This window comes from Facklamia languida CCUG 37842, from assembly GCF_000245795.1.
Lineage (GTDB): Bacteria > Bacillota > Bacilli > Lactobacillales > Aerococcaceae > Facklamia > Facklamia languida.
This window is the reverse complement of record NZ_JH601133.1, coordinates 122,093-136,154: the sequence shown is the minus strand read 5'-3', so window position 1 is coordinate 136,154 and position 14,062 is coordinate 122,093. Positions and strand designations below refer to the sequence as shown.

Sequence of the window (14,062 nt, the reverse complement as noted above, 5' to 3'; positions counted from 1 at the left end):
TGAAGGAGGGAGTGGCCTAGGCCACGTCGAAATGAATTTAACAGTTGATCAAGCTGCAGCTAATTGGTTTAAAGAAGAAGTGGGTTTGCGCCCCAATGCAGGCATTTGTTTCAAAACTAAGATATATGCTTCAAGTCCCATCAATCCTGGCTTTGGGATTGCGGTGGAACCCCTTGAACCTGAAAATCCGATCGCAAGCTACCAAGCGGATAATGGGTTGGTCTTCTTTATTGAGGAGAATGATGAATGGTTCTTTAAGGGGTATGATCTAAAGGTAACACTTTCTGAAGATAACCAGGAGCCCTATTATCAATTCTTTAAAGATGGGCAAGCCATTAATTAAGGGTTAAAGGAAGTGACACGATGTTGAACTTACACCAAGATCGAACGAATCGCACCCTGTCTTTAGTCCATCTGGGTCTCTTTTTCGGTATTATTCTCTTACAGACCTGGGTGCCTTTTTTAGGCTATATTGCTATTCCACCTTTGAATATCACGATTATTCATGTTACTGTTATGATTGCAACCCTGTATCTAGGGATCCGGGAAGGCTTTTTGGTGGGAACTTTCTGGGGCTTAAATAGTTTGTTGCGCGCCTATTTGATGCCTACATCGCCCATGTATGTCTATGTCTTCTCCTCACCTTTAGTTTCGCTCTTACCGCGGATGATCATGCCTTTACTGGTAGGGTGGTTCTATCACCACGGGTCAAGTCACTTAAGTCATCAATGGCGCTTGCGCCTATCGGGCTTGATGGGGTCGCTTTTAAATACCATCCTGGTCTTGGGATCTATCGCAATTTTTAAGCGGGCAGAGTACTTACAAATCCAAGGCGCTGACTTAAATGGATTATGGAAGGTCCTAGGAGGGATTATCCTGGTCAATGGCATACCAGAAGCGATTTTTGCAGCAATGGCAATACCCATCATTATCAAGGCCTTGACTCACTTCGAGAAGGGTCAGACCTTGCTTTAATAGGAGTCCTTACCCAGGTAGAATCAGAAACAACTAAGGCTATTGTGTTGACTTTTCTTGACTAATAGCCTTATTTTCGTTATGATAGGTTTATCCTATTTTGGGGGTGTCATGGTTTCGACAGGTATCGTTCGAACCTTGGATGCGTCAGGTAGGCAGCGACTACCTCAAAAACGCTACAGTTAAATATAACTGCAAACAATAACAACAATTTAGCTTTAGCTGCCTAAAAACAGCGAGCTAAGATCAGCCTAATATCGCCCATGTATTAGTTCCTGGTCTCAATTATAGTGGGATACGCTAGGCCTTTCCGTCTGTAAGTCCTAGAAGAGATGATCAGACTCGCGAATGCAGATGCCTGTTGGTCGGCTATGCAGGAGCTAACTCTAATAGACACAACTATTGGCGTAGATTCCTTGGTGGCGAGGTATTTGGACAGGGGTTCGACTCCCCTCATCTCCAGTTTTATTAAAAATAAGAATGAAAAAGAAAACTTCATTCTGTCTTGTAAACGTTGATATATTAACGTTTGTGATGAACTTTATGCTTTTTAGAAATCATAAAAAAACAATAGAATTCATAATAATTTTGCACTCATTTTGCACTCTTTGTTTCTAAAAGCGATAGTTCTTCTATTGCTTTATTGCTAGCAATTTGGTTCAATTCATCAATGACATGTGCATAAGTAGATAAGGTTTCGTTGACGGTTGCATGTCCGAGCCGTTTGCTCACATATTGTACATCCACGCCTTGAGCTAACAAGACACTGCAATGTGTATGTCTTAATTTATGCATAGTGAGTGGTGGGAAGCCGGACGTCTTACATATCTTTTTAAGTTTTTCGTTGACTTTGATGTGTGAAATGACTGGCTTTTTTTGTTTGGTTAAAAATAAAAATTCTGGACATTGAGTTTTATACTTTAACCGATAGCGAGTGATTTTTTGAACAAACTCATCAGTAATTGCTATGGTGCGAATACTTGTCTTATTTTTTGTAGATGTGAAGTAATAGGGCGAATTCAAAAGTATTCCACGTTTTACACTAAGCGTCTTGTTCTTCAAGTCGATATCTTCCCAAGACAACCCAAAAACTTCGCCCGCACGAAGGCCTGTTGATAAGGCAACGTATAGAATTGTTTCTTTCGGTTCATCGATAGGTGATAAGATTTCAAACAACTTAGATGTCTGTTTGAGATTTAGACTCACAATTCGATCATCAGACTTAACATCATAGTTAAGTACAGCACCAAAGCTAGGATCTTTAGAGATTATTCCATCAGCAAAAGCTCGTCTAAAACATTCTTGAGTTTTAAAGTGAGTTTTTTCAAGAGTACTAAGGCTTTTACCTTTGCCTCTCCAATTTAGAAAGGCTTGATACTTCTTATGTGTGATCTTGTTGAGAGGGGTTTTCTTGAAATACTCTCTTACAATTCTGATATTAAGTTGATAACTATTATCTGTGGTTAGGCTTAGCTTACCGGCTTTATATGTTAAGTACCAATCCTCAAAGTAATCTGCAAATGGTGTATCGCCGCTATCATCAAAAGTCCCATTGTTTTCAGATAAAATGAGTTCAAGCTAGTTAGCGTATACCTGGACTTCCTTTTTAGTAGTAAACCCTTTTTTTGTTTTTGTCTTATATTTATCATCCTCCTGATAAGAAATTCTACAGTACCATTTGCCTGTTTGATTGTCTTTCTTTATACTTGCCATATGAATTCCTCCTATTTTATCGGTGCAAAATATGGTAAAATAGGGTACGCAAATACCCTTAACCATAAGGGATTGTGCTTAACCTCACTCGTTTACTTTGGTCGGTAGGGAGTGGGGTATTTTATTTATGGTGAATTTCATCTTTCGGTGCTATAATAAATTCAAAAGGAGGGATAACAATGCCGAGATTTATATATGAAAAGTTAAATATTTATATTTACATTGTTGTTCCTGTAATAGTTTTACCTACTTACTACCTATTGAATAAGCATACAATCTTTGTCCTTTCTACTATAAGCACATACCATGAATATAAATTTGAGTTTGTATTAACTTTACTGAGTGTTCTGTTAACGGTTTTTGGTTTAATGTTTTCTCTCCCTGAAACTAAGTACAGACAGCTGATGCGTATATATAAACATGATGAAATTATTAATAGAACGATTTTGATAGGTATATTATCATGTTTGATCTTTTCATTTCTCTTTTTGACTGAAATGTTACCTAAACTGCAGGAGTATTTGTTTTTAATTATTTTTTGTGAGACCGCTATATCCACGGTTTGGATTTATATGACGTTACAAGCCATCGGTAAGGAGCGATCTTAACCGTTCTTTTATTTTTAAATCATCTCTCAAATCTTCATCGTCAACTTCGATGGAGGATTTTTTTATTACTGTTTGTTCAATCAAATCAATAGTTTCTTCATCAGTTATAACTTGAAACTGCCTATAGCCCCGTCCATTAAAAGTTTCAAATAGTCTATTAATAATTCCATGTTCAACAGTAGTTCACTCATTTAATACTATATTCATATCACCTTCTCTGACGTCGCTTTGACTCAGTTGAAGTATTTCTGTTGGACTAGCAAATATATTTCCTGGATTTCCATCAGATGCGTATTTTACTTTGATTTTTGCAACAGGAATCTTAGCGCCATATCTGGTGGGGATAGATTGGTCTTTTTCTATAACTATTTCTGCGTTAAATAATGCCGTTAATCTAAAATGAGTTAAAATAAAATTTTCTAACGGCTTTTTGATATCTGGAATTCCGCTTTTATAAATTAGTGCTAAACGATTAGTGCCTAAATCTAAATAAAAGTAGGTATAAGTTTCAACTAGATTCTCAAAATCTGTGACAGAAAAAGTCTCTCTGTCTCTAGCTCTAACTGTGTCGCCCGCACTGATATCTTCAATTTTCCCAAATGTACCAAATATGTGGTTTTTATCAAATGATATGAGAAAAATAATTTTGTTGTCTAAAATGAAGATTCTATCGGCTTCTCGTTGTGCATCTGATAATTTTTCGACAGCTTCTGGGAGTGTAGTGTCATCTTCAAGTAAATTAAAATTGATATTACGATTTAAAATAAGTCTGTAGAATAAGACTTTTCTTTTCATTGTATCACCTTCCTGTTTTACTTCTAACCGTATGGAATTCCATACGGTTAAAATTTGGCTGACTTCTATTCTAAACTGGTCGAATTCGGCTAGTTTAAAATAACCTTCCCAATAATCCTAATCTCACCCTCAACGATAATATCCTCGTACTTATCATTAGTCGATCTAAGAATAGCCTTCTCACCATCAAAGTAAAATTTCTTACACGTCACTTCGCTACCGTTCAATTCCATGATCGCTATCTCACCATTTTCCACGGTGGGTTGTTCCTTATAAAAGATGATGGATCCATCTTTAATTAAAGGCTCCATAGAATCTCCTTTGACGGTAAGGGCATAGTCAGCACCTCTCGGAACAGTGGTGTTTATTTGTTCTGCATTGTTTTTAGAATACTCTAAAGGCTCCCCAGCAGCAGTCTGCCCGACAAGATAGATAGTAGAAGACTCTTCCACACCGCTATTCTGCTCTTCAAGCTGATTTTCGGCATAATTTAGCACTTTGTGCTGGCGGGGTGGGTGGAGTTGATCGTATATGTCTTGGATGTCAGATTGATCTTCAAAGCCAAGGACATACTTAGGATCTAAATCTAAAACTTTAGAAAAATCATTAATTCTATTCAACGGGAACTCTCTGGTACGATTAAAGTACCTTGAAATTGCTGATTTTGCCATGCCTACACGCCTAGCTAGTTCACTAAGCGACAATCCATCTTCTTTCATTTTGTCTTCAATAATTGTCACTATTTCATTATTTGACCTCATGGCTATCTCCTTTCATTTCTTGAACATAGTATATCACCGTTCCCAAAAGGATACAATAAAAACATTTTTATTAGCGAAAAGAAAATTTATTTGAATAAAGTGTTGACAAAAAAGAACATACGTGCAATAATATAACCGTACCCGAAAGAGAACGGAAAGAGGTGATAAAATTGACAATGGATCTGAAAAGGCTAAAAGCCGAAAGAATCGCAAATGGTTTAACTCAAGATGATATGGCTGAAGCAATGGGTTGGAAAAGCAGGACTCCCTATGCTAAGAGAGAAAACGGATTAATTGGAATAGGTGCTGATGAACTGGTAAAAATGGCTAATATTCTTGGGTACAATGAAAATCAGCTGGGAATTTTTTTACGAGAATCGTTCCCTAAAAAGAACAATCAATTTAGAAAGGAGAATTTAAATGAAAGATGTATTAAAAATACTCTTCCTACTTTCTATGGGAGTAGTGGTAGGAAGAGAAAGTTATAAAAGAACCGTCAAAGCTAAGTTTCATTAATTTTCTTATTTGTTGAAAGAAGATACGATCTTATGAAAATGTTGGTACATTTTACCGACAAATTCGACATCAATTTGACGACCGTTATCCTTTGCATCAACGCGTTTATTGTAATGTTCGAACATTATTTGTGTTAGTTCTAATGCGATTTCCTTGTCATTTAGATGTTCACTCATATTTCTACCCCCTCTCATATAGAGAGTATATCACGAAAGGAGAATGTAATTGAATGAATTAACACTATCCAAGGTCTGTTATTTAAGAAAGGAGAGAGGAGTAAGAATGGAAGAACGTATCAAATGTTTTTTAAATTTCAGAAAACAGTTTACTAAACGAGAATGGTTTGAATTAAATCGTGCGATCGATGCTAGGTTAAAAGAAAAAGCCGACCAGTTGGCGCTGGACAACTCAGATTTACAAGTTATTAGTGATAGGTTACAAAAAAAACATTAATAACCTATCTGAAACTATGAATTGTCATCCAGAAAATAACCTTGATATAAAAGCCTACTAAACAAGCAATAAATCCTTTTAAAGAGGTGGGAAAATTATTAATTAAAAGGGTTGAAGGGATGGATTTAACCAACTTATTGCTGCTTATTCATTTAATTTTGAATATCAGAATCTTACTAAAGCTTCGAAAATTTGACGATGAATGATTGAGTACGTTTGAAATATCTGAGCCTTTGTTTTACAGATATTTTAATTTCAGCATTATTGATAGGTTTTGTTATGTAGTAAGAAAATTGAAGACTTTGATTCGATGGGATAGTTACAAGATTAGTAAATGGCTTTTGAAATTCATAAGGTGAAATAATTCTACCAGGTATAAGGGTACTTATTGGATCTAGTTTAATTCCCATAAAGGTATGTGATGTCCTTTCTAATATTGGGTTTTAGATTCTGGTTCATAAATTTGCAAACAGAATCCTAAATGTTATAATTCAGTTGAAGATGCAAAGCAGTCGTTAGATGCTGACTTTATCAAATATGTAAAAGACCAAAAAAATTTATGATAATAATTATTTATACAAATTGAGTTGGTACGCCTATGATTTCTATTTTGATGAGCGTTATAACGAGATTTCGGCAGAAGTTTTAGTAAATAAAGATTTTAATGCTTATTTATCAGATATTGTTAGGAGGATGTTTGACTATGACGATGTTTCCAAATGAATATAACGTTATTTTTCAAAAAGAAGTTGTTCCTTGGATTGAAAAACAAACCCAAGATAATAATAAAAAGTGGCATTTTCAGTTTCTAGCGGATACTCCTAAAGATATAATTAATCTTTTTAATAAAATTAAAGGTCATATAAGTTACTGCGCTTAAGCACTCACTCATTCGAGGAGTGCTATTTTTATGCGCAAAATTAAAGGGGGTGAGCCTATCTTGAAACCATTGAATAGAGTTCAGAATCCGGAGCACAAATAGACGACGAGAAATAAGCACTTCAAATGTTGCAAGAAGAAGTGATAAAAAGAATCAATAGTTGATTTACTATGAAAGCAAAGATAAAAAGACTGCATTGAAGATTTCTGCAGTCTGTTAATATTTCTAAATTATTAAGCATTTTTATGTTTCTTTCGTCTAAATTGATCGATCAAATAGATGATTCCTAGTAATAAGATTGAGTATGTAAGATTTAAAAAGATACCAAAATCGGCTTCCAATCGATTGATTTGAATTGCATGGTGATGGTGTCCAGTCGTAATGGCTAGAGATTGAAGATAATGATAGGGGATCCAGTGAGCGACTTCCTGTAAGGGCACAATAAAATAAGTTAGAATCATTAAACCTAGTATCGATAAAAATGAGACAAGGCATGCTAAAAGCTTATCTTTTACTACGAAAGCTATTAAATAAATTGTCGAGACTAAGGACAATAGCGAAACAATCTGCAAGATGCTCGTTTGCCAAAGTAGGTTCTCAAGGGGTTGCCAGATCATTTGAAGTGTATCATCGTAAGTTAATACCGGTAAGTCTGAGGAACCCCTTTCAAAGAATAGACTTGCTAAAGTAAAACTATAAAGAAGAGATAACAGATAGGCTCCGATTGAAAATAATAGTCCCCCTCCTATTTGTTTGATCGTTCTCAATAAAAAGTGGCCCGGACATAATAGATAGATGGATAAGTGATGATAGTGAGCTTGGCTAAAGACTTGACTTAAAACGAATATAAGTGCAAAGGTCAACAAAATAGGAAGATAGTCTCTCCATAATTCAAAGGAAAAGGACCACCCAAAAATAGGTTGTATCGCATCACCCTTTATATTTTTTTCTGCTAAATAACGATAATAGGCTTCATCACGTTTTAGAGCGGCTACGGTTTCTGAGTTTTGGAAGTTATTGAGACGCTTTCGATTGTGTGCTATTTTTTGAGCCATCATGGAATAAGCTTTTTGATAATCTTTAGCTTCATAGGCCAATAATAGATCACGGTTCAAATAGAGCTGTTTTTCTGTGTCTTCTAGACTATTTTCTATATGGTCTTTCGATTGCTTTTCGAGATGAGGGTTGCTATGTTCATCTTTTAGTTGGCTGATAACAAGTTCTAATTCAACTTGTTCAGAAGTTATTTGGTTAATTAAGGTCAATTCTCTACCTGAACGCCAATTAAAGAATAGAATTATATTTATCGATAACCAAATCACAATGAGTGGGAAAAAATTCAATTTATTATGGAAAATCTTTTTTAGCAAAATAGGTTTCATTTTGGACCTCCTATCCATTTCGATATTTATAGGATCGATAATTATTAATTAAGAAGGTCAACATTAAGAGAAATAAAATACAAGTGCTATTTACGCCTATCCCCAAGCTAAGGTTTGTTTCAGCTCTAGGCAGGCTAAAGTTATATTGGCCTGTAATAACTGAGGCGGATTGGAGATAGGTGTAGGGTAGCCAAGCTGCAGCTGATTCAAAGAATGGTATAAAATAACTTGCTGTCATGGATCCAGTGATGATCAATAAAGTCATGACCATTGACAATAATTTATTTTTAAAGATAAAAGTTACCAGGTAGATAGTTGTGACAAGTGATAATAAAGAAAAAATTTGTAATAGACCAGTTGGTCCGATGATTGAAATGAGGGAAAGCCAAATAAAACCATTTGATTTGTTAAAGGTTAGGATGGGATAATTCAAACTTCCTTGCTCAAAAAACAAACTTCCTAATCCGAAAGCTAATAATAAGGCGCCACACCATAGCAGAAGGGCAAGCAGTAAACCTAAACCAATTTCTTTCAATGCTTCATGATAAAAAGAGATGGGTCGTAAACGATAAATATTGAGTTTATTATAAAATTTTTTGCTATATTGCACACTGAGGATAACGATCAAAAGAATAGAAATGAGCCAGGGGAGCAAATCATTCCAAATAGAAAAAGCAAAGGTCCACCCGTATACCGGTTGATACTCATCCGCCTTTAACCGGTGGTCAATTAAATAGCGATAAAAATCTTGTTCGCTTTTGATTGATTCTAATATCTGGTGATAATGTTCGCCATAAAATTCAGGATGTTCAGAAACGGCGTTCTGGGTATCTATTTTTTTTGCTAACATTAAGTCGTATGCTTCATAATAATTCTGGTCATCTAATAATTGGATAATTTCTTGGTTCTGTTCAATCATTTGTTTGGTGAGTTCAATATTATTCTCATGCATTTTTCTGTCTTCTAGAGATAGCGTTGAATCTTGTATGAGTGAATTGGTATGATTGATATCAATTGTATAATCTTGTGATTCTTTTACCAAAATGTTTCGCAGACCCGTCTCATTGATCAATTGAGCATTTAAAAATAAGATCAGCGGAATGGCAATGACAATGAATAGAAGGGAGAAGGCGGCGATTCGATTATTTAAAATCCGCTTTAAAAAAAGGTTAACGGCCATTTTCTTCACCTTCTTCTAGCTGAAAGTTATGGAGCCGCAACATTTTGGTACAGATTTTATGAAGTTCTTCGTGATAGTGAGAACTAATGATTATTAGCTTATCGGCTTGTGCAAGTTTAATAATTTCAGAGTGAAAAATTTCTCTCGTTTCAGTATCTAAGCCATTTAGGGTTTCATCAAATAGTAGGATTTCAGCATCACTTATTAAATATAGAGCAAATATTAGTCGCTGTTTCATGCCAAGTGAGTATTTATGAATTGGCAATTTAATAAAACGACTTAGTTGGCAACGTTCAATAATAGAATCAACCGCGACTTGTGAGTGCCATTCTTTTTTTACTAAGCTTAGATAGTCTAAGCTTGTCATGTTTTGATCGAGCCAATCAGGGGTCTCTAAATAAAAGATTTTGATTCTCTGTTGGTTAACTGGCTGATGATTAATCATAATTTTTCCTTTTTGTATTGGATGTAAACCAACAATCGACCGAAAGAGAGTTGTTTTTCCGCTACCATTAGGAGCTATGACACCGTAAATATTCTGCTTGTCAAAAAGATAAGATAAATGCTTAGCAATCGGATGGCGCGTTTCAATTGATACATCGATTAGTTCTAACATAGAAACCTCCTTCATAATATAAGAACGGAAGGAAAACCTTCCATTCTATCATATTACCAGCCACCAGTAAAGTAAAAAATACGCTGTATTGTGTGGTAATTCCACCCATGACCCACGATACTATCTGAACTTCCAGCAGGTCTGCACCATGTGGGGATATAAATGAAACGATGTCCTCTTTCTTTTGAATAAGAACCTGTAAATTTATTCCGGTCAAAATAATAAAGTTTTAGCACTCTCATTTTTTGTGACTGAGCATTAGCCGTGGTTATAGGATTTGAAAAATAATAACCGGTTAATGTGAAAAATGAAAAAAATAACAGTAAAATTTTTTTGTATTTATTTTTTGAATTTTTATTTATAATCATGAAAATTATCCCTCACTTTTTTATTTTTTTAAATTTTATCGTTTTGAAACAGCAGCAGTTAATCTATCCTCCTTCCTACTAATCTTATTATCTGAAAATAATCCTAAATGTTTTCGTTGAAAACATTTATCTATCAGGTTATTCGCATTTGTTAAAAATGATCTATCTAGCTAAAGGTGGAAGAGGATGTCCATTTCCATCGCCAATTAAAATGATAGATGTTGTTGATTGTAAGGAACAAAAGAAATTTGAGTTGGAGTAATAAAATAATAAACAGCAAGTGGTTAGTAGAAGCCTTCTCTTGATCATAAAACCTCTCCGTTCAAATTAACTTGGTTAACCTTAGTATAGTAGAGTTAATTTTTTTTGACTTAGATATGTTATAATTTGTACATCCACGATCAAAATGCGCAAAAACGAACGTTTGGAGGTGTCAGGTTGAATACTTTTGGATCTGCTTACTCTGATATACGTAAGAAGAAGAAATATACTCAAATAGAGGTTTCTAAAGATATTCTCTCACGTCAACAACTATCAAAATTTGAAAATAATCTTCACTCAATTAGTATTGTGAGTTTCTTTGAATTGTTAGATCGCTTAAATATAACGATTAATGAACTATTAATAAACGTTGATGAGCAAAAATATTTCAACCAATCGACAATCTATTATCATATAGCGCAAGCTATCTTAAATAATAATAAAGAAAAATTATTAACTCTTAAATCTCTAGAATCAGACCACTATCACAAAGACCCAAATATCCGCCATCAACATAATATTATTATTATTGATCAGTATTGTTACAAAATGGATAAAGAACCTTTTGATGAGGGACTTTCTCAAGTGATCATCGATTATCTTTTCAACAGTGAAGAATGGACATACTATGAACTTTGTTTATATAACAATTGTTTAGAATTTTTGCCTCTAGCTTTCGTGAAGGCAACGATTAAGATAGCGAGTAAGAGAAGTGAAAAATATATTCATCTTCAGCAAAATAAACATATTCAAGCTACCTTATACCTCAACATGATTTATGTATTAATTAAAAACAATGAATTACGTGCAGCTAGCCATATGATCATAACGACGAAAACGCTTTTGGCGAACTCAACTCTTTTCTTTGAAATGAACCGGTTAGTTCATTTGGAAGGAATTTACCTTATTAAACAGAATTACTTACTATCAGGAAAGCAAAAGTGTCTTCAAGCAATTAAAACATTAGAATACTTTGACAATCTCCCTCATCTGAGAAATCATTATGAGGAATTATCAGAATTCTTTGGTAAAGACTTTTCACTTGAATAATCATTCTGGCTTTTATTCTTTTAGTCAAGTAAATCCTAAACCTGATAATTCGGTGTTACTAGTCGCGAAATGGGGTCAGATGCGATGCATTGTTGATGATTTTACTGGGAGTCATCTCAAGACTGGCTCGATCGCCAGTTATCCTCTTCATACATATCGCTTAGTCTCTTTTTCTTCCTGACAAATAAAGTCGAGATATTAAATAATATGGTTCTCGAACAGGGTATCCTTACGATAACCATAGCATTGCGTTTAAGGACTTTAAATTTATTATGGATCCCTTCGATTGGGCCATTGGTAATAGGCGGATGGTTAATGGTATTGGAAATATAAGGCTGGAATTTCTTAAAGGTTCTAAAAGCCTTCTTAATCCGGGCGCGAGTGGTTGGTTAGGTGCTTGATAAAGATTAACCATAAACTGATCGTAATCAGACTTTTCTAGGGCATAACGAAGGTTTTGACCCATCCGATAAGTTTCTTTAAAGACATGAATTTGATCCAAGAGGTAATCGATGATATGGCCGGTATTTGTCAAAGAATCAAAGAGGGTAAACCCCTGTAGTGTGTGGTGAAGGTCTGCCTCCTTCTTTAAGAACAGTTTCTAATACCGTTTCCGCTTATTATAGAGCCGTCTATCGTGATGTTTGACCTGATTCATCCATTGGATTCGATACCGATTTAATTCGCAATTGAGGGCTTGAACGATATCGTCTTGTTCTTGAACAGAATCTGGGGAGAAATGGATATTTGAGTCCTTAATATTGAGGAATTTTCTTATCTCATTAGTCATGCACAGGGGTCTTTCTTTTTTGTGAGCACTTTAAGTATATCGGGCTTCTGTTTTTTTGTTTGTCGCAATTACTTTTACAATCTATCTAATATATAACAATTCCCTCTAATAGCTCCTGTAATGATTTTAGTAATTTTCATTTTGCAATCTCTTTAATGTCTTATAATTAGATTTATAAATATCTTTATAGTGAAAAAATGGTTGCTATCAATAAGATATAATGATATTATTTAACCGAGGCGAGGGAAGCGCTTTCTTATATTATTTCAGTAAAGGGGGATCGTGACCACTTATTTTAACTAAATGAAAAAGGAGAGTTTATTTATGGCAAAAGAGAAAAAGTCGATTGGTTTAATCCCTAAGTTAATTTTAGCGATTGTATTAGGTGCTATAGTTGGACAAATGACATTCCTACCAGAATTTATTTTACAAATTCCAGTAACATTCTCTTCAATTTTTGGTAATATTCTTAACTTTTTTATTCCGCTAATGATTGTTGGATTTATTGTCAAAGGCATTGCTGACTTATCTGACGGGGCAGGCAAATTATTAGCAGCGACAACGGGATTATCATATTTATCTACAATTATTGCGGGTGTGACAGCATTATTAGTGGCGACTACAATATTCCCCATGTTTATTGATCAAGGAACATCTTTTGTAGAGACTAGTGGATCTGAATTAGCTCCAATATTTGAAGTTACTATTCCACCAATGTTTGAAGTAACAACTGCCATTGTATTTGCGTTTATTTTTGGTATTTGTATTTCATGGTTAAGAACAGAGAGAGATAGTTATGTCATGTATAATTTCTTCGATGAATTTAACCAAACTGTTGTTGTTACATTAGAAAAATTTATTGTTCCAATGTTACCTTTCTTCATCTTTGGTAACTTTGTAAACTTAAGTTATGCTGGAACATTTACTACAATCTTGTCTGTTTTCTGGCGAGTATTCTTAATTATTATTGCACTTCACTGGGTATTTATTATTTTATGGTTCGTTATCGCAGGCTCATACACTGGAAAGAATCCAGTCACATTAATTAAAAATCAAATTCCAGGTTACTTAGCTGCGGTTGGATTGCAATCATCAGCAGCGACTATTCCATTTAGTTTAGAAATTGCTGAGAAAAACGGTGTATCAGCTAAGATTCGTGATTTTGTTATTCCATTCTGTGCAACAGCACATTTAATGGGAAGTACGATTACCATTACTAGTTGTGTGACGGCAGTATTAATGATGAATGATATGTCATATTCACCAACGACAATGATACCATTCATTATGACACTTGGTATTGCAATGGTTGCTGCACCAGGTGCACCAGGTGGAGCCATTATGGCAGCTTTACCATTCTTATTTATGGTAGGGCTAGACTCTTCAGGATCAGCGGCTACATTACTTGTGTCGCTTTATATCGCTCAAGATAGTTTTGGTACGGCAACCAATATTTCTGGTGATAATGCGATTGCATTAATCGTAGACAAATGGTTTTCAAAAACAGCAGAAACTGCAAAGCCTGAAAGAAGTGTATAGTTAAATACTAAAGAAATGTATAAAAAATAAAGGCTCTATGTCAAATAGGGTTGATGGTGTTGAAAGTAGACTAAGCAACAAGTTGTTGCTTGGTCTCTTTTTCTTTTCTTCCTGACACATACAGTCGCGATATTAAAAGAATGCGGTTCTTGAAATGGGTATCCTTACGGTAGCC

17 protein-coding genes, 1 other RNA gene and 1 pseudogene are annotated in these 14,062 nt (G+C 34.8%); 8 read left to right on the top strand and 11 right to left on the bottom strand.

What is annotated here, in order from left to right:
* The first annotated feature begins 31 nt into the window (after positions 1-31).
* The 3 genes from HMPREF9708_RS00550 to ssrA all read left to right on the top strand — a co-directional run bounded on the left by HMPREF9708_RS00550 (position 32) and on the right by ssrA (position 1,440).
* Positions 32-343, top strand: a complete 312-nt coding sequence (locus HMPREF9708_RS00550) for a HesB/YadR/YfhF family protein (RefSeq protein ID WP_006307980.1) — start codon at positions 32-34, stop codon at positions 341-343.
* Between the two features lie 20 nt (positions 344-363).
* Positions 364-975, top strand: coding sequence for an ECF transporter S component (locus HMPREF9708_RS00545; protein ID WP_006307979.1), 612 nt, complete (start codon positions 364-366; stop codon positions 973-975).
* 102 nt (positions 976-1,077) lie between these two features.
* Positions 1,078-1,440: a transfer-messenger RNA gene (gene ssrA, locus HMPREF9708_RS07970) on the top strand.
* Positions 1,441-1,569: 129 nt separating this feature from the next.
* On the opposite strand, the gene HMPREF9708_RS08645 is transcribed toward ssrA, so the two are convergent.
* The 4 genes from HMPREF9708_RS08645 to HMPREF9708_RS00525 form a co-directional block, all read right to left on the bottom strand.
* Positions 1,570-2,544, bottom strand: coding sequence for a tyrosine-type recombinase/integrase (locus tag HMPREF9708_RS08645; RefSeq protein ID WP_408610321.1), 975 nt, complete (start codon positions 2,542-2,544; stop codon positions 1,570-1,572).
* A gap of 9 nt (positions 2,545-2,553) precedes the next feature.
* Complete coding sequence (locus HMPREF9708_RS08250; RefSeq protein WP_006307977.1) at positions 2,554-2,688, bottom strand: Arm DNA-binding domain-containing protein; 135 nt, start codon at positions 2,686-2,688, stop codon at positions 2,554-2,556.
* A gap of 791 nt (positions 2,689-3,479) precedes the next feature.
* On the bottom strand, positions 3,480-4,091 hold the full coding sequence (locus HMPREF9708_RS00530; RefSeq protein WP_006307975.1) for a hypothetical protein: 612 nt from the start codon (positions 4,089-4,091) through the stop codon (positions 3,480-3,482).
* Between the two features lie 89 nt (positions 4,092-4,180).
* The gene (locus HMPREF9708_RS00525) at positions 4,181-4,852 is read right to left on the bottom strand and encodes a LexA family protein (RefSeq protein ID WP_006307974.1); all 672 of its coding nucleotides are present in this window, start codon (positions 4,850-4,852) and stop codon (positions 4,181-4,183) included.
* A gap of 170 nt (positions 4,853-5,022) precedes the next feature.
* On the opposite strand from HMPREF9708_RS00525, the pseudogene HMPREF9708_RS00520 reads away from it, so the two are divergent.
* Positions 5,023-5,244, top strand: a pseudogene (locus HMPREF9708_RS00520) (helix-turn-helix domain-containing protein); the annotation flags it as partial.
* A gap of 129 nt (positions 5,245-5,373) precedes the next feature.
* Here HMPREF9708_RS00520 and HMPREF9708_RS08245 read toward each other — a convergent pair.
* Positions 5,374-5,544 carry a hypothetical protein gene (locus HMPREF9708_RS08245; RefSeq protein WP_006307972.1) on the bottom strand — a complete coding sequence of 57 codons (171 nt, stop codon included), beginning with the start codon at positions 5,542-5,544 and terminating at the stop codon, positions 5,374-5,376.
* 49 nt (positions 5,545-5,593) lie between these two features.
* On the opposite strand from HMPREF9708_RS08245, the gene HMPREF9708_RS08240 reads away from it, so the two are divergent.
* Complete coding sequence (locus tag HMPREF9708_RS08240; RefSeq protein WP_156798755.1) at positions 5,594-5,821, top strand: hypothetical protein; 228 nt, start codon at positions 5,594-5,596, stop codon at positions 5,819-5,821.
* A gap of 703 nt (positions 5,822-6,524) precedes the next feature.
* On the top strand, positions 6,525-6,701 hold the full coding sequence (locus tag HMPREF9708_RS08235) for a hypothetical protein (protein ID WP_006307970.1): 177 nt from the start codon (positions 6,525-6,527) through the stop codon (positions 6,699-6,701).
* Between the two features lie 233 nt (positions 6,702-6,934).
* On the opposite strand, the gene HMPREF9708_RS00515 is transcribed toward HMPREF9708_RS08235, so the two are convergent.
* The 4 genes from HMPREF9708_RS00515 to HMPREF9708_RS08230 all read right to left on the bottom strand — a co-directional run bounded on the left by HMPREF9708_RS00515 (position 6,935) and on the right by HMPREF9708_RS08230 (position 10,247).
* Positions 6,935-8,083 (bottom strand): hypothetical protein, encoded by a 1,149-nt coding sequence (locus HMPREF9708_RS00515; RefSeq protein ID WP_006307969.1) that lies wholly within the window; start codon positions 8,081-8,083, stop codon positions 6,935-6,937.
* Positions 8,084-8,093: 10 nt separating this feature from the next.
* On the bottom strand, positions 8,094-9,125 hold the full coding sequence (locus tag HMPREF9708_RS00510; protein WP_156798754.1) for a hypothetical protein: 1,032 nt from the start codon (positions 9,123-9,125) through the stop codon (positions 8,094-8,096).
* Between the two features lie 127 nt (positions 9,126-9,252).
* Complete coding sequence (locus HMPREF9708_RS00505; protein WP_006307967.1) at positions 9,253-9,879, bottom strand: ATP-binding cassette domain-containing protein; 627 nt, start codon at positions 9,877-9,879, stop codon at positions 9,253-9,255.
* 53 nt (positions 9,880-9,932) lie between these two features.
* Positions 9,933-10,247 (bottom strand): hypothetical protein, encoded by a 315-nt coding sequence (locus tag HMPREF9708_RS08230; RefSeq protein ID WP_006307966.1) that lies wholly within the window; start codon positions 10,245-10,247, stop codon positions 9,933-9,935.
* A 438-nt stretch (positions 10,248-10,685) separates the two neighbouring features.
* Between HMPREF9708_RS08230 and HMPREF9708_RS00500 the strand changes: the two genes are divergently transcribed.
* Entirely contained in the window at positions 10,686-11,558 is an 873-nt protein-coding gene (locus HMPREF9708_RS00500; protein ID WP_006307965.1) for a helix-turn-helix domain-containing protein, read from the top strand.
* Between the two features lie 116 nt (positions 11,559-11,674).
* Here the strand turns inward: HMPREF9708_RS00500 and HMPREF9708_RS08460 are convergent, their stop codons facing one another.
* Both HMPREF9708_RS08460 and HMPREF9708_RS08455 read right to left on the bottom strand, forming a co-directional pair.
* Positions 11,675-11,875: a transposase gene (locus tag HMPREF9708_RS08460; protein WP_232215557.1), complete on the bottom strand. Its 201-nt coding sequence runs from the start codon at positions 11,873-11,875 to the stop codon at positions 11,675-11,677.
* A gap of 284 nt (positions 11,876-12,159) precedes the next feature.
* The gene (locus tag HMPREF9708_RS08455; protein WP_040447680.1) at positions 12,160-12,348 is read right to left on the bottom strand and encodes a hypothetical protein; all 189 of its coding nucleotides are present in this window, start codon (positions 12,346-12,348) and stop codon (positions 12,160-12,162) included.
* Positions 12,349-12,672: 324 nt separating this feature from the next.
* On the opposite strand from HMPREF9708_RS08455, the gene HMPREF9708_RS00490 reads away from it, so the two are divergent.
* A complete protein-coding gene (locus HMPREF9708_RS00490) occupies positions 12,673-13,887 on the top strand; it encodes a dicarboxylate/amino acid:cation symporter (protein WP_006307964.1) in 1,215 nt (404 codons plus the stop codon).
* Positions 13,888-14,062: the final 175 nt, after the last annotated feature.